This is a genomic window from Micromonospora sp. WMMD723, from assembly GCF_049863385.1.
In the GTDB taxonomy this organism is placed as follows: Bacteria; Actinomycetota; Actinomycetes; order Mycobacteriales; family Micromonosporaceae; genus Micromonospora; species Micromonospora wenchangensis.
Genome location: NZ_JBMKNR010000001.1, coordinates 955,347 through 978,476 on the forward strand (window position 1 = coordinate 955,347; position 23,130 = coordinate 978,476).

Annotated in this window: 23 protein-coding genes and 2 pseudogenes; 15 read left to right on the top strand and 10 right to left on the bottom strand. The window is 74.1% G+C overall.

Annotated features, from left to right (window positions below; genetic code table 11):
- Positions 1-144 precede the first annotated feature (144 nt).
- On the bottom strand, positions 145-585 hold the full coding sequence (locus ACN261_RS04270) for a (deoxy)nucleoside triphosphate pyrophosphohydrolase (RefSeq protein WP_421484032.1): 441 nt from the start codon (positions 583-585) through the stop codon (positions 145-147).
- Between the two features lie 182 nt (positions 586-767).
- On the opposite strand from ACN261_RS04270, the gene ACN261_RS04275 reads away from it, so the two are divergent.
- Positions 768-1,076 carry a 4a-hydroxytetrahydrobiopterin dehydratase gene (locus ACN261_RS04275; RefSeq protein ID WP_088647517.1) on the top strand — a complete coding sequence of 103 codons (309 nt, stop codon included), beginning with the start codon at positions 768-770 and terminating at the stop codon, positions 1,074-1,076.
- Between the two features lie 159 nt (positions 1,077-1,235).
- Here the strand turns inward: ACN261_RS04275 and ACN261_RS04280 are convergent, their stop codons facing one another.
- Positions 1,236-2,246, bottom strand: coding sequence for a septum formation family protein (locus tag ACN261_RS04280; protein WP_425848535.1), 1,011 nt, complete (start codon positions 2,244-2,246; stop codon positions 1,236-1,238).
- Positions 2,247-2,753: 507 nt separating this feature from the next.
- Here ACN261_RS04280 and ACN261_RS04285 point away from each other — a divergent pair.
- Complete coding sequence (locus tag ACN261_RS04285; RefSeq protein WP_088647519.1) at positions 2,754-3,116, top strand: PH domain-containing protein; 363 nt, start codon at positions 2,754-2,756, stop codon at positions 3,114-3,116.
- A 43-nt stretch (positions 3,117-3,159) separates the two neighbouring features.
- Here the strand turns inward: ACN261_RS04285 and ACN261_RS04290 are convergent, their stop codons facing one another.
- Positions 3,160-3,525 carry a MerR family transcriptional regulator gene (locus tag ACN261_RS04290; RefSeq protein ID WP_425848539.1) on the bottom strand — a complete coding sequence of 122 codons (366 nt, stop codon included), beginning with the start codon at positions 3,523-3,525 and terminating at the stop codon, positions 3,160-3,162.
- A gap of 60 nt (positions 3,526-3,585) precedes the next feature.
- On the opposite strand from ACN261_RS04290, the gene ACN261_RS04295 reads away from it, so the two are divergent.
- The 3 genes from ACN261_RS04295 to ACN261_RS04305 all read left to right on the top strand — a co-directional run bounded on the left by ACN261_RS04295 (position 3,586) and on the right by ACN261_RS04305 (position 5,995).
- Complete coding sequence (locus tag ACN261_RS04295) at positions 3,586-4,479, top strand: NAD(P)-dependent oxidoreductase (RefSeq protein WP_425848542.1); 894 nt, start codon at positions 3,586-3,588, stop codon at positions 4,477-4,479.
- Between the two features lie 80 nt (positions 4,480-4,559).
- Positions 4,560-5,066, top strand: coding sequence for a GNAT family N-acetyltransferase (locus ACN261_RS04300; protein ID WP_425848544.1), 507 nt, complete (start codon positions 4,560-4,562; stop codon positions 5,064-5,066).
- A 200-nt stretch (positions 5,067-5,266) separates the two neighbouring features.
- Complete coding sequence (locus tag ACN261_RS04305; protein WP_421484036.1) at positions 5,267-5,995, top strand: class I SAM-dependent methyltransferase; 729 nt, start codon at positions 5,267-5,269, stop codon at positions 5,993-5,995.
- 57 nt (positions 5,996-6,052) lie between these two features.
- Here the strand turns inward: ACN261_RS04305 and ACN261_RS04310 are convergent, their stop codons facing one another.
- A complete protein-coding gene (locus ACN261_RS04310) occupies positions 6,053-6,520 on the bottom strand; it encodes a GNAT family N-acetyltransferase (protein ID WP_421484037.1) in 468 nt (155 codons plus the stop codon).
- Positions 6,521-6,615: 95 nt separating this feature from the next.
- Positions 6,616-7,188 (bottom strand): hypothetical protein, encoded by a 573-nt coding sequence (locus ACN261_RS04315; RefSeq protein ID WP_421484038.1) that lies wholly within the window; start codon positions 7,186-7,188, stop codon positions 6,616-6,618.
- A 53-nt stretch (positions 7,189-7,241) separates the two neighbouring features.
- Here ACN261_RS04315 and ACN261_RS04320 point away from each other — a divergent pair, with 53 nt between their 5' ends.
- On the top strand, positions 7,242-7,895 hold the full coding sequence (locus ACN261_RS04320) for a Uma2 family endonuclease (protein ID WP_425848546.1): 654 nt from the start codon (positions 7,242-7,244) through the stop codon (positions 7,893-7,895).
- Between the two features lie 51 nt (positions 7,896-7,946).
- Here the strand turns inward: ACN261_RS04320 and ACN261_RS04325 are convergent, their stop codons facing one another.
- The 5 genes from ACN261_RS04325 to ACN261_RS04345 all read right to left on the bottom strand — a co-directional run bounded on the left by ACN261_RS04325 (position 7,947) and on the right by ACN261_RS04345 (position 11,389).
- Positions 7,947-8,456, bottom strand: coding sequence for a GNAT family N-acetyltransferase (locus tag ACN261_RS04325; protein ID WP_421484040.1), 510 nt, complete (start codon positions 8,454-8,456; stop codon positions 7,947-7,949).
- A gap of 45 nt (positions 8,457-8,501) precedes the next feature.
- Entirely contained in the window at positions 8,502-8,681 is a 180-nt protein-coding gene (locus ACN261_RS04330) for a hypothetical protein (protein ID WP_425848548.1), read from the bottom strand.
- Positions 8,682-8,978: 297 nt separating this feature from the next.
- Complete coding sequence (gene ychF / locus ACN261_RS04335) at positions 8,979-10,064, bottom strand: redox-regulated ATPase YchF (RefSeq protein WP_088647525.1); 1,086 nt, start codon at positions 10,062-10,064, stop codon at positions 8,979-8,981.
- Between the two features lie 58 nt (positions 10,065-10,122).
- Positions 10,123-10,857, bottom strand: coding sequence for a Type 1 glutamine amidotransferase-like domain-containing protein (locus tag ACN261_RS04340; protein ID WP_425848550.1), 735 nt, complete (start codon positions 10,855-10,857; stop codon positions 10,123-10,125).
- A gap of 70 nt (positions 10,858-10,927) precedes the next feature.
- Positions 10,928-11,389, bottom strand: a complete 462-nt coding sequence (locus ACN261_RS04345) for a hypothetical protein (RefSeq protein WP_425848552.1) — start codon at positions 11,387-11,389, stop codon at positions 10,928-10,930.
- A gap of 143 nt (positions 11,390-11,532) precedes the next feature.
- On the opposite strand from ACN261_RS04345, the gene ACN261_RS04350 reads away from it, so the two are divergent.
- The 9 genes and pseudogenes from ACN261_RS04350 to valS all read left to right on the top strand — a co-directional run bounded on the left by ACN261_RS04350 (position 11,533) and on the right by valS (position 23,089).
- Positions 11,533-12,042 carry a SigE family RNA polymerase sigma factor gene (locus ACN261_RS04350; RefSeq protein ID WP_420118449.1) on the top strand — a complete coding sequence of 170 codons (510 nt, stop codon included), beginning with the start codon at positions 11,533-11,535 and terminating at the stop codon, positions 12,040-12,042.
- Positions 12,039-12,608 carry a hypothetical protein gene (locus ACN261_RS04355; RefSeq protein WP_425848554.1) on the top strand — a complete coding sequence of 190 codons (570 nt, stop codon included), beginning with the start codon at positions 12,039-12,041 and terminating at the stop codon, positions 12,606-12,608. The genes ACN261_RS04350 and ACN261_RS04355 overlap by 4 nt, the downstream gene beginning before the upstream one ends.
- A 112-nt stretch (positions 12,609-12,720) precedes the next feature.
- Positions 12,721-13,764 (top strand): annotated as a pseudogene (locus tag ACN261_RS04360) (bifunctional transcriptional activator/DNA repair enzyme AdaA); the annotation flags it as partial.
- 195 nt (positions 13,765-13,959) lie between these two features.
- Positions 13,960-14,340: pseudogene (locus tag ACN261_RS04365) on the top strand (DNA-3-methyladenine glycosylase family protein); the annotation flags it as partial.
- Positions 14,341-14,405: 65 nt separating this feature from the next.
- On the top strand, positions 14,406-14,894 hold the full coding sequence (locus tag ACN261_RS04370; RefSeq protein WP_421486922.1) for a methylated-DNA--[protein]-cysteine S-methyltransferase: 489 nt from the start codon (positions 14,406-14,408) through the stop codon (positions 14,892-14,894).
- Between the two features lie 37 nt (positions 14,895-14,931).
- A complete protein-coding gene (locus ACN261_RS04375; RefSeq protein ID WP_425848557.1) occupies positions 14,932-16,737 on the top strand; it encodes an ABC transporter ATP-binding protein in 1,806 nt (601 codons plus the stop codon).
- A 95-nt stretch (positions 16,738-16,832) separates the two neighbouring features.
- Complete coding sequence (locus tag ACN261_RS04380) at positions 16,833-18,665, top strand: ABC transporter ATP-binding protein (RefSeq protein WP_421486923.1); 1,833 nt, start codon at positions 16,833-16,835, stop codon at positions 18,663-18,665.
- Positions 18,666-18,809: 144 nt separating this feature from the next.
- Positions 18,810-20,387, top strand: coding sequence for a trypsin-like peptidase domain-containing protein (locus ACN261_RS04385; RefSeq protein WP_425848560.1), 1,578 nt, complete (start codon positions 18,810-18,812; stop codon positions 20,385-20,387).
- An 86-nt stretch (positions 20,388-20,473) separates the two neighbouring features.
- The gene (gene valS, locus ACN261_RS04390; protein WP_421484048.1) at positions 20,474-23,089 is read left to right on the top strand and encodes a valine--tRNA ligase; all 2,616 of its coding nucleotides are present in this window, start codon (positions 20,474-20,476) and stop codon (positions 23,087-23,089) included.
- Positions 23,090-23,130 lie beyond the last annotated feature (41 nt).

The window sequence follows — 23,130 nt, forward strand, 5'->3', positions numbered from 1 at the left end:
CCGGACCGGACGAACGGTACCGGGCCGGGACGGCCGGCATCGCTACGGCGCGACATCCGCCGGAGCGGGCACGACGAGGTCGACGGGGGTCGACGGCACACGCCGTCGGCCCCCGTCGCCGTGTCGGCCGGGCACCCGCCGCCGTCAGCCGGCGGCCAGCAGCGGGCGGAGGGCGGCCACGATGGGCACGTCGGCGGGGAGCCAGGTGACACTGTGCAGTTCGTCGGCGGTCAGCCAGCGCATCGCGGAGTGTTCCAGCGCGCGGGGCTGGTCGCCGTGCAGCAGGCGTGCCGCGTACACCTTCAGCACCGACCGGCCGTGGGCCATCCGGACGTCCCGGCCGACCCGGTCGCCGACCTCCACCCGGACGGCCAGCTCCTCGGCGCACTCGCGGACCAGCGCCGCCGTCTCGCTCTCGCCCGGCTCGACCTTGCCGCCGGGGAACTCGAACATGCCGGCGACCTCGGGGGGCGCGGTACGCGCGCAGGCGAGCACCCGCCCGGCGGAGATGATCGCCGCTCCTACGACCACCCTCGGCTCACGCCGGTCGGTCGGTCCGTTTCCGCTACGCCGTTCGGTCTGCACGGGCGTCCAGCGTGCCAGATCAATCGTCGGTTTGGGTACCGTGGCCGACCGGTAGGCCAATAAGAGACGGAAGTGTGGGCGTGGACACACCGCCATGAGGCCGACAGACTGTTAACACCACGAGGACACGGGACGGCGACGATTTGGCCACAAGCCGGCAACGGCGCCTGGGAGGTGCGGTGATGCGCGCGCTGTTCACCAGTCGAAGCAAGCACGACTATCTCAGTGACGCCCTCACGCTCCTGCACGGGTGGACCCGCGACGGAGAGCAGATCCGCCGCACCCTGGTCATGGACGACACCCAGCACGCGGCGCTGACCGAGCGGGTCAAGGTCGTCGCGGACGCGCTGCGGCTACGACCGGACATCAGCCGGCGGGACACCGAGACCCGCATCCGGGTCGGGCACGGTGACGGGGAACCGCTCACCGAGGGCGAGGTGCTGCTCGCCGCCCGGATCGAGGACGCGTACCGCGCGGTGATGGCGGACTGAACGCCCGGCGGCGACCCAGGCCCGCCCGCTTCCGCCATCGTCGACCCCCGTCGTCAGCCGTGTCCCCGCCGCCAGCCTAGAGCCGTCCGGGGCACGGGGCGGTCGGCGCAACGTCCGACCCGTCCGCGCCGAGTGGTCGGAACACCACCCTCGGTCGGCTCAGCGCATCGGCTCGCCCTGCGCCGTCGGCAACCCCAGCGCCTGGCGTACGGCCAGCTCGGTGGCCGGGTCCGGATGCTGCCCGGCCTGCGCGACCACCTGGAGCAGCCGACCCCGGTCGGGTTCGCCGTCGGCGTCCCGCCAGGCCGGCTCGTCCTGCTCCATCTCGGTGAGCAGCCGCTCCATCGCCGGGCGGACCGCCTCCGGCCAGGTCTCCCGGCGCAGCCGGAACCACATGTCGGTGTGGATGCTCTCGGCCCGGCGCACCGCGTCCCGCAGCCCGGCCGGGGTGCTGGTCGGCGCGCCGGCCACCAGGGCGGCGCGCGCCTCGGCCCAGTCCCGGCTGGCCAACAGGTAGCCGAGCTGCGCCGGGTCGAGCACCGTGGTGTCCATCCGCAGCGACCGGGACAACCCGCCCGGGGCGGTCAGATAGCAGGTGATGGTGGGGTCGGTGGACCAGTCGACCCGGGTCGGCAGGTACCAGCTCAGCCGCACCTCGGCCGGCAGGCCCAGCGGGTCCACCACGTAGCTGCGCTGCCGCTGCCGGCAGAGCGTCTCGGCCCGCTGGGAGAGCACCGCCGCGCCGGGGTACCGCTCGTCGGCGGAACGCTCGTAGGCGGGGAAGTCGTCGACGTACTCGGCGTGGTGCGGGGTGTCGCAGGCGACCCGGGTGACCTCCTCGGGCGCGGTCCGGCTGGCGGTCGCGCCGGACGGCACCCGGAAACAGTCCCCCACCCGCAGCCCGCGTAGCCCGGGGTCCGGATCGGACCCGGTCATCGTGACGCCCAGGGCCACCAGGCCGGCCAGCACCCAGCCCCCGAGCAGCACCAGCCCGGCGATCACCAGGCCCCGGCCCCGCTCGCCGTCCCGCCTGATCCGGCGCAGCGCGAAGCCGGCGGTGACCGGTGCCAGCACCCCGCCGAGCAGGCCCAGCACCAGCGTGACCACGGCCAGCCGGTTCAGCCGGCCCCGGGCGGCGGGACGCTGCGGCCACGGCTCCCAGTCGGGCACGGCACGCGGCTCCCGGCCCGCCTCCGCGTCCCCGGTGCCGCCCGGGGCCGGGCCGCCGCCCGGAGCCGGGCCGCCGCCCGAAGCCGGGCCGCCGCCCGAAGCCGGGCCGCCGCCCGAAGCCGGAGTCTCGCCATCGCCTCGGGCCGGGGCCTCGCCTCGGGCCGGGGCCTCGCCTCGGGCCGGGGCCTCGCCACCGGCAGGGGCCTCGCCACCGGCAGGGGCCTGAGCCTTGGCGGCGGGGGCCGGGGCAGCCGCAGGGGACGGGGGCGCATCGGCACCGGCGGGGGCCGGGGTCGCCGCGTCGGCCGGGGCCGCGTCGTCGGCGCCGACCGAGGTGTCCGGCGGCTCCGGCCGCGACTCGTCGGCGGGCTGCGTCTCGGAACGTTCGCTGGTCACACCGCTTCCCTCCCCCGTCGCCCGCGTCCGGCCAGGCATGGGGAGACTAGTCGACCGGGCTGACGGACGGGCACCGGCCGACACTGGCGCCCACTTCCTACCGTGGAACCCATGGCAAATGTGACGTACGACCGCAAGGAGCAGTTCCAGCAGATCCGCAGTGGACTACTCGACGGGGAACAGATCATCGCCGTCTACGACGCCATCGGCACCGGGACCGGGTTCATCGGCCTGACCGACCGACGGGTGATCATCCAGGACCGGTCGTTCGTGGGCAAGAAGTTCGCGATCACCAGCATCCCCTACTCGAAGATCACCAGCGTGAGCGTGGTGAGCAACAAGTCGTGGGGCGGGGAGTTCTTCTCCACCGGCGCGATCGCCGTGCACGTCGGCACCCACACCTACGAGGTGGAGTTCCGGGGCGCGCAGAAGAGCCACCACGTGCACAACGTGATCCTGCACTACATCTCCTGACCACCGGTCCGCCCGCCGACGCCCCGGCCTCCGGCGGCCCACCTCACGGTCGGCGGGCGGGACCACCGGTGGCGATCAGGGCGTCGAGGATGTCCCGGGCCGCGGTGAGCCGCTGGATGGACGCGGTGATCCGGGCCCGCTCCCCGGCCAGGCCGTCGAGCAGTTCGGGGCAGGTGGGGGCGAGCACCGTGGTGTCGTCCGGCACGCAGGGCAGGATCTCGGCGATCACGGCCGTACCGAGCCCGGCCGAGAGCAGCAGCCGGATGTGCTTCACCGTGGTCAGCGCCTGCTCGCCGTAGTCGCGGTAGCCGCTCGGCCGCCGTTGCGGCCGCAGCAGGCCCTGCTCCTCGTAGTAGCGCAGGGCCCGGGTGCTCACCCCGGCCCGCCGGGCCAGTTCACCGATCCGCATGCCACACAGCAGACCGCGGACTTGACCTTCACGTCAACGAGAAGGTCTACCGTCCCCGGCATGAGCGATCGACAACTCACGCACCGTACGCCGGTGGCGGTGCTCGGCCTGGGTCCGATGGGCCGGGCGCTCGCCGCCACCCTGATCTCCGCCGGGACGCCGACGACCGTCTGGAACCGTACGCCGGACCGGGCCGGACCCCTCGTCGCACTCGGCGCGACCGCCGCGCCGACCGTCACCGGGGCGGTCCGGGCCGCCCCCGTCGTGATCACCTGCCTGCGGGGCCCGGCGGCGGTCGGCACCGTGCTGGCCGCCCACGACGACTGGGCCGGGCGGACAGTCGTCGACGTCACCACCTGCCGGCCGGACGAGGCGCGGGCGCTGGCGGACTGGGCCACCGGGCACCGGGTCGACCTGGTGAAGGGCGCCATCCTGTCCCCGACGCCGACCATCGGCACACCCGCCGCCACGGCCCTGTGGTGCGGCAGCCGGTCCGGCTTCGACGCCGTCCGGCCCGTCCTGGCGGCCTTCGGCGGCACCCCCGCATACCTCGGCCCGGACCCGGGCGCGGCGGCGGCGTACGACATGGCGCTGCTCGACCTGTTCGGCACGGCGGTCAGCGGTCTGACCCACGCCTTCGCGCTGGCCTCGGCCGAGGGCATCGCCCCCCGGTCGTTCGCCCGGTACGCGGCCGGGATCGCCCCGATGCTGGCCGAGATGACGGCCCGCTTCGCCGACCAGCTCACCGAGGACCGGTTCCCCGGCGACCGGTCCACCGTCGCCTCGGCCGGCGCGGGCCTCGGCCACGTCATCGCGACCACCGACGCCCACGGGATCGACTCCGGGGTGTTGCGCGCCGCCCGGTCGGTCGTCGAGCAGGCGATCGCCGCCGGTCACGGCGATGACGGTCTCGCCCGGCTGGCCCGGTCCCTCGCCCCGGCCCGCACCGCCTGACCCCCGCGGCGGGTCGGCCTTTGGAATACTCGGGCGCATGCGGACGGGTCTCCACAGTGGCCGGCGGGAGCGGGTGCGGCGTGTTCCTGCGTGACGTGCTGGCCACCGACGTCGAGGCGTACCAGCGGATGCGCTGCGACCCGGCGATGATGGCCGAACTCGGCGGGCCGCTGCCGGCCACCCACGTGGCCCGGCAGGTCCGCCGGGACGCCCGGCTCGCCGCCGACGGCGTCGCGCTGATCAAGATGATCGTGGTGGACGACGCGGTCGCCGGCACCGTCACCCTCTGGCGCGGGCCGGACGACGAGGCGGTCGCCGAGATCGGCTGGATGGTGCTGCCCGAGTTCCAGGGTCAGGGCCTGGCCAAACGTGCCGTCCGGGCGCTGCTCGACCAGGCCCGCACCGAGGAGCGGGCGGACACCGTGCACGCCTTCCCGGCGGTCACCAACGGGCCGTCGAACGCGATCTGCCGGGCGCTCGGATTCAGTCTGCTCGGCGAGGAGGACGTCGAGTTCAACGACCAGGTCATCCGCACCCGGCACTGGACGCTCGACCTGACCCGCCCGGAAACCGGGTTGCCCCGCTGACCGGCCCGCTGCTTGGCTGGGGACGAAGCCGACCGGAGGGAGCAGACGACATGTCGTACGCCACGAGGTCCACCCAGGCGCCCACCATCGACAGACAGCGGGAATCGAGGCTTCGTGACCACCAGCACCACCACGGCAGTGACGGCGCGACCATGCGCCGGTGACACCAGACCGGCCGGCACCCCGTACGGGGGTCGCTGATGTCGGTGTTCGATGATCCGGGCCACTTCGGCAGGATGTGGGCCGACAGGTACGACAGCCCCGGCAACCCCGACCCGGGCCCGGCGGTGGACTTCCTCGCCGAGCGGGCCGGCGACGGGCGGGTGCTCGAACTCGCCGTCGGGACGGGTCGGGTGGCGTTGCCGCTCGCCGGGCGGGGCGTACCCGTCGACGGGGTGGAGGCGTCACCGGAGATGGTGGCGAAGCTGCGCGCCAAGTCCGGCGGCGACGGCATCCCGGTGACCGTCGGCGACATGGCCGACGTGCCGGTGACAGGCCCGTACCGGCTGGTCTACCTGGTGTTCAACACCCTGTTCAACCTGGTCCGTGCCGAGCGGCAGCAGGATTGCTTCCGCAACGTGGCCCGGGTGCTGGCCCCCGGCGGCGAGTTCGTCGTCGAGGCGTTCGTGCCCGACCCGGCCACCTTCGACCGGGACGAACAGGTGCAGATGCGGTCGGTGACCGAGGACTCGGCCACCATCCGGCTGCACCAGTACGACCGGGCGGCGCAGACCTTCGTCCGGCAGACCATCACCTTCGACCGCGACGGCGTGCACCTGGAACCCTTCGCGATGCGCTACTGCTGGCCGGAGCAGATCGACGAGCTGGCCCACCGGGCCGGCCTGCGGCTCGTCGAGCGGTACGCCGACTGGCACCGGCACCCGTTCGACGACACCAGCACGTCGCACATCTCGGTCTACCGCCGCTGAGGGGTCGACCGGCCGGGGTCGGGGCACACCGTCCCGACCCCGGGGTGCGCCGGCTTACTACAGCCTTTTGATCATGCGGATGGCGGTGGCCTCGAAGCCCATCTGCTCGTAGAGCGCCCGCGCGCCGGTGTTGAAGCCGAAGACGTTCAGCCCGATGGCGACCACCCCCAGCTCCCGGCACACCCGCTCGGCGGCCTCGATGATCGCCCGGCCGTGGCCCCGGCGGCGCAGCTCCTCGCGCACCTCGAAGTCGTAGCCGAAGGCGTGCAGGCCGTCGGACTTCTGCTCCAGGTGCAGCCAGAGCCGACCGACCTCGACGTCGCCGTCGTACGCCGTCCACAGCCGGTGCCCCTCGGTGGCCAGGCCGTCGGGCAGCAGACCCTGGAAGTCCTGCCGGGCCTTCTCCCGCGCCTCCGGCAGCGGCATCGCCCCGGAGGCGACGATGTTGCGCGCGTAGTCCTCCTCGGCGTGTTCCCGGTAGCGGAGGTACTGCTCGTCGGTCATCGGTTCCAGTCGCAACGCCACGCCGTCACGGTAGGCCCGCACCGCCCCGACCCGCTGCCCGCGACGGTGTGACGCGCGGCTCACCCCGGCCCGCGACGTCAGGGGCGGGGCGGTGGTCAGAAGTCGATGAACCCGGCCACGACCTCGTCCACCGTGCCGTCCTCCCGCAGCGTGCCGTAGAAGTACACCGAGCCGTATCCCCAGAGGTAGGACCCGACCATGTCCTCCAGTTCGGCTGCCACCGGCCACCCCTCCTCGTCGACCTGGAAGAGGAAGTCGTGCCCGTCGGCGAGCACCGCGTCCGCGTAGGTCGGGTCGTTCTGGATGAGCACCGGTTCGGTGCCGATGCGCACGAACGGAACGATGTCGTCGCCGCACTCCGTCAATGACGCGGAGCGCAGCCCGGGCCAGCCGAGTTCCGGGCGGGAGCCCCGCGACGAGGGCCGGTGCAGGACGGCCCGCATCGCCATGTCCGGATAGGCAAGGTCGTCGTCGACGATATCGAATCCCTCGCGCAGCAGCACCGACACCTCACGACCGCCGGTCCAGGGCGCGCAGTCCGCAGGAAGTGTCAGGAGGTAACGATGTGTCGTCAGCACCGGATGGGACTCGATCGCGACCGGCGGCGCGCCGCCGATCCGCCCGCCGGCCCGGCTGTCCGGGAGCGTGGGTGTCAACGTCGTGACCATGGCCCGACCGTACCGGCGGGCTCGGACGTCGAAGCGGAGGTCCAACGCGTTCCGTGGCGGAGCAGAGCCTGGGCGAGCGAGCGCAGGAGGCCGGGACCGCGACTACCGAATGCTACGGTGACGGCATGACTGCGGTGCCCGAGTGGATGCGGCCGCCCCGCCCTGAGGGGTGGTACGCAGACGACCTCGACACGCTAGCCGAGGCACCCCGTCACACCGAAGTGATCGACGGAGCGCTCGTCTTCATGATGTCCCCCCAGCGGGTCTGGCACGCCCGGACGGTCACCGCGCTGGTGAACGCCCTGACCAACCAGGCGCCCCCGGGCGTCGAGGTCGACAGGGAGATCACGATCCGACTCGACAGATGGAACCGCCCCGAGCCCGACCTCCTGGCAGCGGCAGCACCTTACGACCCGTCGCGGACCTTCTACACACCTGAGGAGACCCTCCTGGTCGTGGAGGTGGTGTCGCCGGAGTCGGCCCACCGCGACCGTACGGTCAAGCTGCGCAAGTACGCGGAAGCCGGCATCGCCAACTACTGGCGCGTCGAGGAGGAGGACGGATCACCTGTGGTCCACGCCTACGAACTCGACGAGCCCACTCGGTCGTATGCGCCGGCCGCGATCCATCGACACGGCCTGCGCACCACGACGCCGTTCGAGAGCACACTCGATCTGGACGGGCTGGTGCCGGGCCGCAAGGCCTGAGCGTGGCGACCACCACACGCTGGAGCGAACCCCACCGGATCCCGTCGCCGGTCACCGCGACGGTGGCTCGGGAGCGCCCAGATTCAGGAACATCACGTGCAGCCCCACCAGGCCGTGCTCGGGGTGGTCGAACGCCTCGGGGACGGTGGCGAGCACCTCGAAACCCAGCGAACGCCACAGCCGGACCGCGACCTCGTTCGACTCGACGACCGCGTTGAACTGGATGCTCCGGTAGCCGGCGGCGCGCGCCCAGCCGACGACGTGCTCGCCGAGGGCGCGACCGACGCCACGGCCGGAATGCCGTGGATCGACCATGAAACTGGCCGTTGCCACATGTGCGCCGCGACCGGGCCGGTTCGGACCCATCTTCGCGCTGCCGAGAACGGTCGGCCCGTCGACCGCGACGACGGTGCGCCCCGGAGGGGACTCCATCCACCACCCGCGGGCCTGCTCCAGGGACAGGTTCCCGGGGAACGCGTACGAGCGGCCCTGCGCCACGATCTCGCTGAAGAAGGGGTAGATCGCAGGCCAGTCGCCGTCCTCGGCGTCTCGGATCGTCACCGGATCACCGTAGGACCGGTCGACAGGCCCGACAACGCGATTCACCTACAGCGCGATGGTCCGCACCCGCCGCCCGCACAGCTTGACCATGCCGTCGACATCGGATGTCAGGACCGCCACCGGTGCGGGTAGCCGTAGCTCCACCTCGGCGACCATGGCGTCTCGATCCTGGTCGATCCGCCCTGAGAAGCCCTGCGAGTCGAGCACCAGCGACTCAAGGCTCACGCCACACGCCCGATCTCCTCGGTCCCGTGCAGGAGCGCCCGAGCCTCGGCCATTTCCTCGTCAGTGAACGCCCCGAGGTCGCCTTGGTAGCGATCCAGCTCCTCCCGGAGAAGTCTGCGCCGCTAGGCCCGCTCGGTGAGGTAGCCGGAGACGTTGTCGGTGTGCGTCTTCATGCTCTCCAGCAGCTCTGCCGGCAGCGTGATCGTGACCTTCTTCGTCCTCGCCATTGACCGACCATACCCATGGTGTTACCGCCGCTGAGCGACCGATCCGATGCGGCAGAGGTGGGACCGGGAATCAGACGTTGAACCTGAATTCCACCACGTCGCCGTCCTGCATGACGTACTCCTTGCCCTCGATCCGGACCTTGCCGGCGGCCTTCGCCGCCGCCATCGAGCCGGCCGCGACCAGGTCGTCGTAGGAGACCACCTCGGCCTTGATGAAGCCGCGCTGGAAGTCGCTGTGGATCACCCCGGCGGCCTCCGGGGCGGTCGCGCCGACCGGCACGGTCCAGGCCCGCGCCTCCTTCGGCCCCGCCGTGAGGTACGTCTGGAGCCCGAGCGTGCGGAAGCCGACCCGGACGAGCTGGTCCAGCCCCGGCTCGGACTGCCCGATCGACTCCAGCAGCTCGCGGGCCTCCTCCTCGGGCAGGTCCACCAGCTCGGATTCGATCTTGGCGTCCATGAAGACGGCCTCGGCGGGGGCCACCAGGGCGCGCAGCTCGTCGAGGAAGGCGGCGTTGCCCAACTCGGCCTCGTCGACGTTGAAGACGTAGAGGAACGGCTTCGTGGTGAGCAGGTGCAGCTCCCGCAGGTGCTCCAGCTCGATCTTGGCGGCGGCGGCCCCGGCGTACAGGGTGGTGCCGCCGTCGAGCACCTCGACGGCCTGCTTCGCGGCGGTCACGGCGGCGGCCCGGTCCTTGCGGAGCTTGGCCTCCTTCTCCAGCCGGGGCAGCGCCTTCTCCAGGGTCTGCAGGTCGGCCAGGATCAGCTCCGTGTTGATCGTCTCGATGTCGTCGGCGGGCGAGACCTTGCCGTCGACGTGCACCACGTTCGGGTCGGAGAAGGCCCGCACCACCTGGCAGATGGCCGAGGCGTCCCGAATGTTCGCCAGGAACGCGTTGCCCCGGCCCTGCCCCTTCGAGGCCCCCCGGACCAGGCCGGCGATGTCGACGAACGACACCGGCGCGGGCAGCACCTTCTGCGACGAGAAGATCTCGGCGAGCTTGTCGAGCCGCGCGTCCGGCAGCCCCACCACCCCGACGTTGGGCTCGATCGTGGCGAACGGGTAGTTCGCCGCGAGCACGTCGTTCTTGGTCAACGCGTTGAACAGGGTGCTCTTGCCGACGTTGGGCAGGCCGACGATGCCGATGGTGAGACTCACGACGGGCCAGCTTACGCCGTCACCCGGCGGGCGACCCCGTCGGCACCGCCGGGACGGCTCAGGCGGTGAGCAACCGGGGTTCGATCCGGGTCTCCCGCACCCCACCGGCACCGTCCGGCACCACCTCGTACGCGGCCACCCCGGCCCGGTCGGCGACCGCCTCGGCCAGCCGGGTGCCCCGGTAGACCAGCCCCACCCCGTCGTCGGTGCAGTGGCTGGCCGGCAAGGTGCCGTCGGCGACCAGCCGGTGCAGCAGCGGCCGGCGCTGCGCCTCGCTGTCGTAGTGCACCCCGTTGCCGTACGGCAGCCAGCCCAGGCCGTCGGTGTAGGCGCGCAGCTTCCGGCCGTAGCTGTCGGTGGGGCCGCCGACGTGCCAGCAGATCGAACCGGCGGAGACCCCGCCGAGCACCACCCCGGCCTCCCAGCACTCGCGCAGGATCTCCGGCAGCCCGTGCACCCGCCACACCGCGCACAGGTTGGCCACGCTGCCGCCGCCGACCCAGATGATGTCCTGGCCGAGCAGGTGCGCCCGGACGTCCTCGACGTTGGGCATCGGGAACAGCGCCAGGTGCGAGGGGCGGTAGCGGGTGCCGGCGAACGCGCCGTGGAAGACCGTCAGCGCGGTGGGTTGGTCGCCGACGGCCTGGTTGAGGTAGCAGATCCGTGGCTCGTCGGCCTGTGCCAGCCCGGCCATCAGGTCGAAGACCGGTCCGGGCGCGGCGTCCCACGGGCCCCGGTTGCGGCTGGCGAAACCCATGCTGGTGGCGACGATCGTCGGTTCGATGGCGGGCATGCTGGTCCTTTCTGCGGCTGGCTCCGCTGCCATCCTGCGCCACCGCCGTCCCCCGGCCCGCCGGCCGGGGTCACCCGGCGAGTCGCCAGCCCGCCCCGCCGTCGGCCACCCCGGGCAGCTCGCCGGCCGCCGCGAGCGGCAGGGTGAGCCGGTCCCGGGCGCTCGGGCCGGCCCGTTCGGACTCGCCGAGCATCCAGCGCACCTCGTCGACCGTCCAGCCCAGTCCCCGTCGACCGGCGATCTCCCGGACCAGCCGTCGGCCGACCCGGGTGTCGTCGTCGTAGAACCGCATGCACCAGTGGTGCGCCCACATGCCCAGCGCCCGCAGGCCGGACGCGTCGAGGGAGCCGACGAGCCGGCCGCAGGCGGTGTCGGCGAACGGCCGGGCGGGATCGTCGGCCCGGTCCCGCTCGATCGCGCCGAAGGCGGCCGGCGCGACCACCCGCATCCGGTCGTAGAGGCCCTGCGCGACGGCGCCGTCCAGCCGCCCCCGCCCTGACCGAGGGTCGCCCCGCCCGGCCACGCTCGCCATCGCCGCACCCTTTCTGGAGTTGGTGCCGGGACGCTACCGACCACTACCGACACTTTCCGCGCCGGAAACTCATCCCGGCGACCGGGATAGGCGGGGTGAGCTGGGGCGTCTGTATCGGTGACAGACAACGACGGGGAGGGTGGGTGGACGAGGACGATCGGGCCCGGCTGGCCGAGTTCGTGGCCAGTCGGGCGCCGGCCCTGATGCGGGTCGCGTACCTGCTCACCGGGGACCGGCACGCCGCCGAGGACCTGTTCCAGTCGGCGCTGGCCAAGACCATTCCGAGGTGGCGTGACCTGCGCCATACCGACCCGGAGGGCTATCTGCGCACGGTCATGTACCGGGAGCAGGTCAGCTGGTGGCGGCGGCTGCGCCGGTACCGGGAGACGCTGCTCACCGGCGTCGACGACCGGGCCGGGCCGGACCTGTTCGGCGGCACCGACGTACGGCTGGCGATGCGGGCCGCGCTGCGCGCGCTGCCGGCGGCCCAACGCACGGTCGTGGTCCTGCGCTACTACGAGGACCTGACCGAGACCCAGGTGGCCGCCGCGCTCGGCTGCTCGGTCGGCACCGTGCGCAGCCGCACCCACCGGGCCGTGGCCCGGCTGCGGCAACTCCTGCCGGACATCGAACTGCTGGAGGTACGGCGGTGACCACGCCCCTCGAGAACCTCATCCGCGCCACCCTCTCCGACCTCGCCGAGGAGGCACCGACAGTGCACGACCACCTGAACCGGGCGGAACGCCGGGCCCGGTCCCGCCGCCGCGTCACGATCACGATGAGCGCGGCGGGCGTCCTCGCCGCCATGCTGATCGCCACCCCGCTCGCGATGGCCGCCAGCAGTGGCGGGGACGCCCCGCCCGCGGCACCGGCCTCGACGCCGAGCGGGCCGCCCGCCGCTCCCGCCCCGGCAGCGGTGACCGAACCCCCCGTCGACCAGGGTGTCCGGACCGGCCGCGGCGCGCCGGCACCGGCCCGGACCACCATTCCCGCATCGCCGGGCAAGCCGGCCTCGACGGCCGTGCCCGCGTCGCCCGCGACGTCCACTCCGGCACCGCCCGCCATCCCCGCGTCGCCCGTTCCGGCGTCGCCCATCCCGGCGTCGCCCGCGCCCCGCGTCGACGGGCCGCGCACCGGCCCGGTCGCCGCACCGGCCCCCGCCCGCAGCGCACCGCCCGTCGACCGGGGCCCCGCGACCGGCCCCGTTCCCGCACGCTGACGCACCACCTCCCCACCCCGGACGGCCGGGGTGGGGAGGTCACCGCCGACCTGCACGCTCAGGTCCGATTCCCGCGAGCCACCGCCGGTGAGCTGCGGGCATGATCGGTGGCGTGGAGTTGGACTTCGAACGGTGCTACCGCGCCGTGGACAGCCGTGACCAGCGGTTCGACGGCTGGTTCTACACGGGCGTCACGTCGACCGGGATCTACTGCCGGCCGTCCTGCCCGGCGATCACGCCGAAGCGGCGTAACGTCCGTTTCTTCCCGTCGGCGGCCGCCGCACAGGGGGCCGGCCTGCGGGCCTGCCGCCGGTGCCGGCCGGACGCCGCGCCCGGCTCACCGCAGTGGGACGTCCGCGCCGACGTGGTGGGTCGCGCCATGCGGCTCATCGCCGACGGTGTGGTCGACCGGGACGGCGTACCCGGGTTGGCCGCCCGGCTGGGCTACACGCAACGGCACCTGCACCGGATGCTCCGGGCGGAACTGGGCGCCGGGCCACTGGCGCTGGCGCGGGCCCAACGCGCCCAGACCGCCCGGACGCTGATCGAGACGACCGGGCTCGGCCTGGCGGAGGTGGCGTTCGCGGCCGGGTTCGGCAGCGTACGGCAGTTCAACGACACGGTCCGCCAGGTGTACGGGACGGTGCCGTCGCAGTTGCGCACCGGACGGGGCGGCCCGCCGACGCCGGGCGGGGCGGGCACGATCACGCTCCGGCTGGCGTACCGGCCGCCGCTGCACGCCGCCGCCCTGCTGGGGTTCCTGGCCGCCCGGACGCTGCCCGGGCTGGAGGAGGTGCGCGACGGGACGTACCGCCGGGGGTTGCGGCTGCCGCACGGCCCGGCGGAGATCGCGCTGACGCCGACGACCGGGTACGTCGTGGCGACGTTGCGCCTGGCCGACCTGCGGGATCTGGCCCCGGCGGTGGCCCGCTGCCGTCGCCTGTTCGACCTGGACGCCGATCCGGAGGCGGTCGACCAGACGCTGGCCGGCGATCCGGCCCTGGCCGGGATAGTCGCCGCCGAACCCGGCGTGCGGGTGCCCCGGGCGGTGGACGGTTTCGAGATGGCGCTACGGGCCATCGTCGGCCAACAGGTCTCCCTGTCCGCCGCCCGCACCACCCTCACCCGCCTCCTCACCCACCTCCCCCGCCCCGCCCCCGCCCCCGCCCCTGGCTCCGGCTCCGGCCCCGGCTCTGGCCCCGGTGATCAAGAGGTTCGCGTCACGGAGAGCGCTTCCCGGCGACGCAAACCTCTTGATCACCCCGCCGAGGCGAGCGGACGGGGCGAGGCGGGCGGACGCGCCGAAGCGGACGGGGGCGGCGAGGCGGGTGGGGGCGGGGCAGCGGGGTGGGGGGTGTGGGGGTTTCCCGGGGCGGAGGAGGTGCTGGGGTTGCCGGACGCGGCGTTCGGGATGCCGGCCGCCCGACGGGAGACGATCCGCGCGCTGGCCCGGGCGGTCGCCGCCGGGGAGGTCGACCTGGAACCCGGTGGGGACCGGGCGGAGACGGTACGACGGTTGACCGCGCTGCCCGGGATCGGCCCGTGGACCGCCGGCTACCTGGCCATGCGGGCCCTCGGCGACCCCGACGTCCTGCTCCCCACCGACCTCGCGGTACGCCGGGGCGCCGCCGCCCTCGGCCTGCCGGCCACCCCCACCACCCTGGACACGTACGCCGACCGCTGGCGGCCCTGGCGGTCGTACGCGGCGATCAGACTCTGGAGAGCGGCATGACGACCCTCGGCACCACCACCCTCGGCACCACGACCCTCGGCACCACCACCATCGGCACGACCACCATGGACACCCCGACCGGCCCGCTCAGCGTGCTTGTCGACCCGGACGGCGCGGTCCGGGCCGCCGGGTTCACCGCCGACCCGGACAGCCTGCTGCCGCTGGTGCACCCGAGCCTGCGTGGCCCGCTGGTGTCGTACGCCGACCTCGGTGCGGTGACCGCCGCCGTCCGCGCCTACCTCGACGGGGACCTGACCGCGATCGACGGGGTGCCGGTGCGGCAGCACAGCGGCGGGGCGTTCCAGACCCATGCCTGGACCGTGCTGCGCGACGTCAAACCGGGCGAGCCGGTCACCTACACCGGGTACGCCGCGCTGGCCGGCCGGCCCGCCGCGGTCCGGGCGGCGGCCGCCGCCTGTGCCCGTAACGCCGCCGCCCTCTTCGTCCCCTGCCACCGGGTGCTGCGCACCGACGGCACCCTCGGCGGCTACCGGTACGGGCTGCCGGTGAAGCGGTGGCTGCTCGGCCACGAGCGGCGGCTGACGGCAAGCTGACAGCCGCATCGACGCCGTTCGACGCTACCGTCGGGTAGTGCCTGCGCAGCGCGACGGCGACCCGGCCCCGAGGGCGGACGGTCGGGTCCGGTCGCTGCGCAACCTCTGGCGGCTGCGCCGCTACCTGCGCCCGTACGCCGCCGCGTACGTCCTGCTGCTGCTGGCGGCGTTGGCGGCCACCGGGGCGGGGCTGGCCGTACCCCTGCTGGTGCAGCGGGTGGTGGACGGGCCGGTCGCCCGGCACGACCCGGCGGGGTTGCTCCGCCTCGGCGGGCTGGCCCTGCTGCTCGGCCTGGTCGAGGCGGTTCTGATCTTCATCCGGCGGTGGAGCCAGTCGTCCTCCTCCGTCGGCATGGAGGCGACCATCCGCGCCGATCTCTACGCCCACCTGCAACGCCTGCCGGTCGGCTTCCACGACCGCTGGCAGTCCGGGCAACTGCTGTCCCGGGCGATCAGCGACCTGTCGGTGCTACGCCGGTTCCTCTCCTTCGGGTTGCTGTTCCTGGTGCTCAACGTGGTCACCTACGTCGCCGTGGTGATCCTGCTGATCCGCCTGCACGGGCCGCTGGGACTGCTGGTGGCGGCCAGCGCGGTGCCGCTGTTCCTGATCAGCCGCCGGTTCGGCAGGCACTACCACACCTCGTCGCGACGGATGCAGGACCAGCAGGGCGACGTGGCCACCCTGGTCGAGGAGACCGCGCAGGGGCTGCGCACCATGAAGGCGTACGGGCGGGGGCCGGAGCTGGCCGACCGGTTCGCCGGGCGGGCCCGCGCGCTGCACGACACCGGCGTGGCCAAGGGGGCGCTGCTGGCCGGCGCGTCGGCCCTGTTCGACCTGGTGCCCAACCTGACCCTGGGCGCGACGCTGGTCGGCGGCGCGACGCTTGTCGCCCGGGACGCGTTGACCATCGGCGAGCTGGTCGCCTTCGTCAGTCTCCAACTCATGCTGATCTGGCCGGTGCAGTCGCTCGGTTGGATCATCGCCAACGGGCAGGAGGCGGCCACCGCCGCCGACCGCATCCAGGAGGTGCTGGACACGCCGCCGTCGATCGTGGACGCCCCGGACGCCGTGCCGCTGGCCCGCTCGGCGGTGCGCGGCCGGCTCCGCTTCGAGGGGGTGTCGTTCCGCTACCCGGGCAGCGCCGAACCGGTGCTGCGGGAGATCGAACTGACCGTCGAGCCGGGCGAGACGCTGGCCCTGGTGGGGGCGACCGGCTGCGGCAAGAGCACCCTGCTCTCCCTGGTGCCCCGGCTGCACGACGTCACCGGTGGCCGGATCACCCTGGACGGGCACGACCTGCGCGGGGTACGCCTGGACGCGCTGCGCCGGCTGGTCGGGGTGGCCTTCGAGGAGCCGACGCTGTTCTCCATGTCGGTCTGGGAGAACCTCACCCTGGGCTGTCCGGACGCCACCGACGACGACGTCCGGGCCGCGCTGGCGCTGGCCCAGGCCGACTTCGCGTACGACCTGCCGTGGGGGTTGGCGACCCGGGTGGGCGAGCAGGGCCTGTCGCTCTCCGGCGGGCAGCGTCAGCGGCTGGCGCTGGCCCGCGCGGTGCTCGGCCGGCCGGCGCTGCTGGTCCTCGACGACCCGCTCTCCGCCCTGGACGTGCACACCGAGGCGCTGGTCGAGGCGGCGCTACGCCGGGTGCTGCGGGACACCACCGCGCTGCTGGTGGTGCACCGGCCGTCGACGGTCGCGCTGGCCGACCGGGTGGCGCTGCTCGACGGGGGGCGGATCACCGCCGTCGGCCGGCACGGCGACCTGCTGGCCACGGTGCCGGCGTACCGGGCGGTGCTCGCCGCCGAGCCCGCGCCGGCACCGGGCCTGGTGCGCTCGTGATCCGCCGGCCGGCCCGGCGGCACCGCACGGCCGCCGGTGACGGTCGCCCGCCCCGGCAGCACGGCACCGCCGGGGGCGACGGCCGGTCGGTCGCGCTGGCGCACTGGCGGGGACGGGCCACCGAACCGGACGCCGACCGCAGCCGGGCCGAGGACGACTCCCCGGAGGCGGTGGCCCGGCTGCGGGGGCGCAGCCGGGCGCTGCTGCGTGACCTGCTCCGCCCGCACCGCCGGTCGCTCGGCGTGGCGGTGGGCCTGCTGCTGGCCCAGAACGCCGCCGCGATGGCCGGGCCGTACCTGGTCATGCTCGGCATCGACCGGGCGGTGCCGCCGCTGCGCGCCGGTGACCCGGGTCCGCTGTCCGCCGTCGCGGGCGCGTTCGCCGTCGCGGCCCTCACCGAGTACGCCGCCCGGCGCAGCTACCTCACCCGCTCCGCCCGGATCGGCCAGGCCGTCCTGCTCGACCTGCGCCAGCGGGTGTACGGCCACCTGCTGACCCTCTCGGTCGGCTTCCACGAGCGCTACACCTCCGGTCGGGTGGTGTCCCGGCTCACCAGCGACGTCGACTCCATCGCCGAACTGGTCGACGGGGGGATCGACTCCCTGGTCGCCGCCGCGCTGTCGGTGCTGTCGGTCGCCGCCATCCTGCTCTGGCTGGACCTGCCGCTGGCGGCGGTGACCCTGTTGGCGTTCCCGTTCCTGTTCTGGCTGTCCCGCTGGTTCGCGCACGCCTCGGCCCAGGCCTACCGGCACAGCCGGGAGGCGGTGGCCCTGGTGATCGTCCACTTCGTCGAGTCGCTGCGCGGCATCCGCGCCGTGCAGGCGTTCCGCCGTGAGCCACGCAACCAGGAGATCTTCGTCGCGGTCAACGACGAGTACCGGCGGGCCAGCCTGCACGGGTTCCGGCTGATCGCCACGTACTCGCCGGGGATCAAGGTGATCGGCAACGTCACGGTGGCCACCGTCCTCGGGTACGGCGGCTGGCGGGTGCTGGGCGGCGACACCGCGGTGGGGGTGCTGGCCGCGTTCCTGCTCTACCTGCGCCGGTTCTTCGACCCGATGCAGGAGCTGAGCCAGTTCTACAACTCGCTGCAGTCGGCGACCGCCGCCCTGGAGAAGCTCGCCGGGGTGCTCGACGAACGACCGGGGGTGCCCGAACCGGCGTCGCCGGTGCCGTTGCCGGCCGGGCCGGGGCGGGGCGCGGTGACGTTCCGCGCGGTCTGCTTCGGTTACCGGCCGCAGACGCCGATCCTGACCGGGCTGGACCTGGCCGTGCCGGCCGGGCAGACGGTGGCCCTGATCGGCCCGACCGGTGCCGGCAAGTCGACGGTGGCGAAGCTGCTCGCCCGCTTCCACGACCCGGACGCCGGCACGGTCGAGCTGGACGGGGTCGACCTGCGGGACCTGTCCGACGCCGAGCTGCGGCGCGCGGTGGTGCTGGTGACCCAGGAGAACCACCTGTTCGGCGGCACGGTGGCGGAGAACATCAGGTTCGGCCGGCCGGACGCCTCCGACGCGGCGGTGCAGGCGGCGGCGCGGGCGATCGGCGCGCACGACTTCATCGCCGCCCTGCCCGACGGGTACGCCACCGAGGTGCACCGGCGCGGCGGCCGGCTCTCCGCCGGGCAGCGGCAGCTCGTCGCGTTCGCCCGCGCGTTCCTGGCCGACCCCCGGGTGCTGATCCTGGACGAGGCGACGTCGTCGCTGGACGTGCCGACCGAGCGGCTGGTGCAGCGGGCGCTGGCCAGCGTGCTGCGGGACCGCACCGCGCTGGTGATCGCGCACCGGCTGTCCACGGTGGAGACCGCCGACCGGGTGCTGGTCGTCGACTCCGGACGGATCGTCGAGGACGGCCCGCCGGCCCGGCTCGCCACCACCGGCGGCCGGTACGCCACGCTGCACCGGCAGTGGCGCGAGTCGCTGAGCTGACCCGTCCTGCGGGGCATCCGGTGGTCCACCGGACGGATAGACTCTGCCCGCATCGACGGGCCCCACCCCCGCTTCCACCGGTCCAACCGGTCGGGCGGGCGCGGCGGGGCCGGTCGCGTCGCCGGCATACGGGGAGGTTGCGGCGTGCGGATCCGTGGACGAGTGGTGCTGGCGGCGGCGCTGGCGCTGAGCACGATGGGGACGACGGGGGTGGCGTTGGCCGTGGACCGGGGCGCCGCTCCGGCCGGCGGACCCACCGGCGGCACCTGGGCGGCCGGGGCGGTCCCGGTCGCCGGGCAGGCCCGGACGGCGACCCGCGCCGACGCCGGTGGCCGGGCCGCGACGCCTGCCGCACCGCGCCCGGCACCGGTGGCGAGCCGCCCGGCGGCCCAGGTCGCGCAGGCCGCCCCCGCCTCGGTGAGCTACCTCAGCGACCGCTACCGGGTCGGCCCCGACGAGGCCGCCCGCCGGTTGGCCCTCCAGGAACTGTCCGCGCCGCTGGCCGACACCCTGGCCGCCCGTTTCCCCGACGCGTACGCCGGGATGTGGCTGGACCAGGCCGGCGGCGGGGTGCTCACCATCGCCGCCACCGACCCGGCCCGGGTCACCGGGGCGGTCGCCGGGCTGCCGGACGCCCGGCACGTCACCGTCGTGCCGGTCCGGCACTCGCGTCGTGACCTGGACGCGGCGGCGACCCGGCTGGCCGGGACGCTGGGCGTCACCGCCGGGCGGGACGTGGTGGTCGACGAGCGGGCCAACGAGGTGCTGGTGCTCACCGGCGACGCGGTGCCCGCCGACGACGCCCGGCTGGCCGGCGCGCTCGACACGGCCGGGGTGCCGGCGCGGGTCCGGGCCCGGTTCGACGCGGGCACGATCCCCAAGGCGTGCGACCCGCGCTACTGCGCGCAGGCGCCGATGCGCGGCGGCATCCGGCTGGACGTGCCCCGCGACGACGGCACCGTCGGCGGCTGCACCACCGGCTTCAACGTCCGGGCGAAGTCGGGGCGGTACTACGTGCTGACCGCCGGGCACTGCGTGGTGGGCGGCCGGCACCAGCGCGTCGACGACACCTGGCACCAGTTCCTCGGTCCGAAGGTGCCGGTGGGCCTGGAGTCGACCAACCCGGTGCTGGCCGAGAACGACTTCCCCAACGACTACGCGATCCTGCCCTACGCCAAGGGGGCCAGCACCCGTTGGGCGTACCCGAGGCGCGGTGCCGGCGGCAACACGCCGAGCCTGGTCAACTACTGGTGCGTGGCCGACAACCCGGCCTGCGCCGGCAGGGGCAGCCGCGACGTGCCGATCACCGGCGTCACGCCGTACGCCACGGTGCAGGCCGGCTGGGTGGTCTGCGCCACCGGCTCGGCGTACACCCCGAAGGCCGGCGAGCAGTACGTCGACTCGGGCGCCGGGGCCGGCTACCTGCCGGGCACCCGCTGCGGCGAGGTCATCGGCAAGGCCGGCGGCGGCATCGACGTGCGGGTGTGCGCCCGGCCGGGGGACAGCGGCGGTCCGCTGTTCACCGAGTCCGACGGGCGGGCGCTGGGCATCCTGCACAACGGCGACCCCGGTGAGGGTCCCTGCACCAACCCGGACGAGAAGAACAACTACGTGGCGGTCTCGGTGATCCTCGACCGGGTCAACGACCGCACCGGGCTCGACTTCCAGATCGCCACCCAGGGACCGCTGCTCGCCCCGCCCGCCGGCTCCTCGAACCGGTAGGTCGCCCGCCGGACACCGGGTGCAGGGCGGCCGGCACGCCCGGTAAAGCCGTGGGCGGGAGGTCGCCGGCTGCCTACGATCGACCGATGACTGATACGGCGAGGACGGCCCGCGCCGGTGTTCCCGAACGTCCCACCCTGGACGGCATCGAGGAACGCTGGGCGCGCCGCTGGCAGGAGGAGGGCACGTACGCGTTCGACCGGGAGAAGGCGACCGTAGCGGGTCGCGGGTCGACGGCGGGGACCCCGCGTCGGCACGGTCGCGGCGACGACGTGTACGCCATCGACACCCCGCCGCCGACCGTATCCGGCGAGCTGCACATGGGGCACGTCTTCTCGTACACGCACACCGACACGGTGGCCCGGTTCCAGCGGATGCGCGGGCGCACCGTGTTCTACCCGATGGGCTGGGACGACAACGGCCTGCCCACCGAACGCCGGGTGCAGAACGTCTACGGGGTGAGCTGCGACCCGTCCCTGCCGTACGACCCGGCGTGGCAGCCGCCCGACGCCCCGGTCACCGAGGCCCGGCGTCGGGAGCCGACGCCGATCTCCCGCCGCAACTTCGTCGAGTTGTGCGCCCGGTTGACCGCCGACGACGAGCAGGTCTTCGAGGCGCTCTGGCGACGGCTCGGGCTGTCGGTGGACTGGTCGCTGACGTACACCACGATCGGGCGGGCGGCGCGGGCCACCTCGCAGCGGATGTTCCTGCGCAACCTGGCCCGGGGCGAGGCGTACCAGGCGCAGGCGCCGACGCTGTGGGACGTGGGGTTCGGCACCGCCGTGGCGCAGGCGGAACTGGAGGACCGGGAGCGTCCGGGGGCGTACCACCGGCTGCGGTTCACCGGGCCGGACGGGCGGGAGGTGCTGGTCGACACCACCCGGCCGGAGCTGCTGCCGGCCTGTGTGGCGGTGGTCTGCCACCCCGACGACGAGCGGTACGCCGACCTGGTCGGCGCGACGGTGCGTACCCCCGTGTTCGGGGTCGAGGTGCCGGTGCGCGCGCATCCGCTGGCGGACCCGGCGAAGGGCACCGGCGTCGCGATGGTCTGCACGTTCGGTGACCTGACCGACGTGACCTGGTGGCGGGATCTCGACCTGGCGACCCGGGTGGTGATCGGCCGGGACGGCCGGCTGCTGGCCGAGCCGCCGGACGGCGTGCCGGCCGGACCCTACGCCGCGTTGGCCGGGCAGTCGGTCAACGCCGCCAGGCGGGCCGTGGTGGAGCTGCTGCGCGGCGCCGGTGACCTGGTGGGTGAGCCGCGCGAGATCACCCATCCGGTGAAGTTCTACGAGCGCGGCGACCGGCCGCTGGAGATCGTCTCGACCCGGCAGTGGTACCTGCGCAACGGCGGTCGGGACGCCGGGCTGCGGGCGGAGCTGCTGGCCCGGGGCGACGAACTGCGCTGGGTGCCGGAGCACATGGGCCACCGGTACGCGCACTGGGTGGGCGGGCTGACCGGGGACTGGCTGGTCAGCCGGCAGCGCTTCTTCGGGGTGCCGGTGCCGGTGTGGTACCGGCTCGACGCCTTTGGCGAGCCGGACCATGCCAACCCTCTCACACCGGACGAGGCGTCGCTGCCGGTCGACCCGTCGGGGGAACCGCCGCCCGGCTACGACGAGTCGCAGCGCGGCGTGCCCGGTGGGTTCGTCGGCGACCCGGACGTGCTGGACACCTGGGCCACCTCGTCGTTGACCCCGCAGATCGTCGGCGGTTGGGAGACCGACCCGGAGTTGTTCGACCGGATCTTCCCGATGGACCTGCGCCCGCAGGGGCAGGAGATCATCCGGACCTGGCTCTTCGGCACGGTCGTGCGTGCCCACCTGGAGCACGGGGTGCTGCCCTGGCGGGACGCGGTGCTCTCCGGCTGGATCCTCGACCCGGACCGCAAGAAGATGTCCAAGTCCAAGGGGAACGTGGTCACCCCGATGGCGTTGCTGGAACAGCACGGCTCGGACGCGGTGCGCTACTGGGCGGCCAACGGCCGGCCCGGCATGGACCTGGCCTTCGACCCGGCGCAGATCAGGGTGGGCCGGCGGCTGGCCACCAAGCTGCTCAACGCCTCGAAGTTCGCACTCGGGCTGGGTGCCGCCGACGCCCTGCGCGCCCCGGCGACCACCCCGCTGGACACCGCCCTGCTCGCCGAGCTGTCCACCGTGGTCGCCACCGCGACCGCCGCCTTCGACGGGTACGACCACACGACCGCGTTGCAGGCCACCGAGGCGTTCTTCTGGCGGTTCTGCGACGACTACATCGAGTTGGTGAAGGAACGCGCCTACGGCACCGGGCCGGGTGCCGACTCGGCCCGGGCGGCGCTCGCCACCGCCCTGTCGGTGCAGTTGCGGTTGTTCGCCCCGGTGCTGCCGTACGTGACCGAGGAGGTCTGGTCGTGGTGGCGGTACGGCTCGGTGCACCGGGCCCCCTGGCCGACCACCTACGAGGTGGGGCGGGCGATCACCGGCACCGGTGACCCGGCCCTGCTGCGGCTGGCCGGGGACGCGCTGGGTCAGGTCCGGCGGGCCAAGTCCGAGCGCAGGCTGTCGATGCGGGCGGAGGTCCCGTTGGCCGAGGCGCTGGGCCCGGCCGGCCTGCTCGACCAGCTCACCCTGGTCGCCGACGACGTGCGCGCCGCAGGCCGGATCACCACCCTCGACCTGCTCCCCGACCGCGCCCCCGAACTCGTCATCGCCAGCGCGTTCTGACGCGGGTCGGCGGGCTGGCGGGTCGGCGGGTCGGCGCTAGA

Coding starts and splice junctions, on each gene's coding strand:
- ACN261_RS04275 (WP_088647517.1), top strand. CDS start 768: ATGCGCGCGCTGTTCACCAGTCGAAGCAAGCACGACTATCTCAGTGAC.
- ACN261_RS04285 (WP_088647519.1), top strand. CDS start 2,754: ATGGCAAATGTGACGTACGACCGCAAGGAGCAGTTCCAGCAGATCCGC.
- ACN261_RS04290 (WP_425848539.1), bottom strand. CDS start 3,525: ATGCGGATCGGTGAACTGGCCCGGCGGGCCGGGGTGAGCACCCGGGCC.
- ACN261_RS04295 (WP_425848542.1), top strand. CDS start 3,586: ATGAGCGATCGACAACTCACGCACCGTACGCCGGTGGCGGTGCTCGGC.
- ACN261_RS04305 (WP_421484036.1), top strand. CDS start 5,267: ATGTCGGTGTTCGATGATCCGGGCCACTTCGGCAGGATGTGGGCCGAC.
- ACN261_RS04315 (WP_421484038.1), bottom strand. CDS start 7,188: ATGGTCACGACGTTGACACCCACGCTCCCGGACAGCCGGGCCGGCGGG.
- ACN261_RS04340 (WP_425848550.1), bottom strand. CDS start 10,857: ATGCCCGCCATCGAACCGACGATCGTCGCCACCAGCATGGGTTTCGCC.
- ACN261_RS04345 (WP_425848552.1), bottom strand. CDS start 11,389: ATGGCGAGCGTGGCCGGGCGGGGCGACCCTCGGTCAGGGCGGGGGCGG.
- ACN261_RS04370 (WP_421486922.1), top strand. CDS start 14,406: ATGGACACCCCGACCGGCCCGCTCAGCGTGCTTGTCGACCCGGACGGC.
- valS (WP_421484048.1), top strand. CDS start 20,474: ATGACTGATACGGCGAGGACGGCCCGCGCCGGTGTTCCCGAACGTCCC.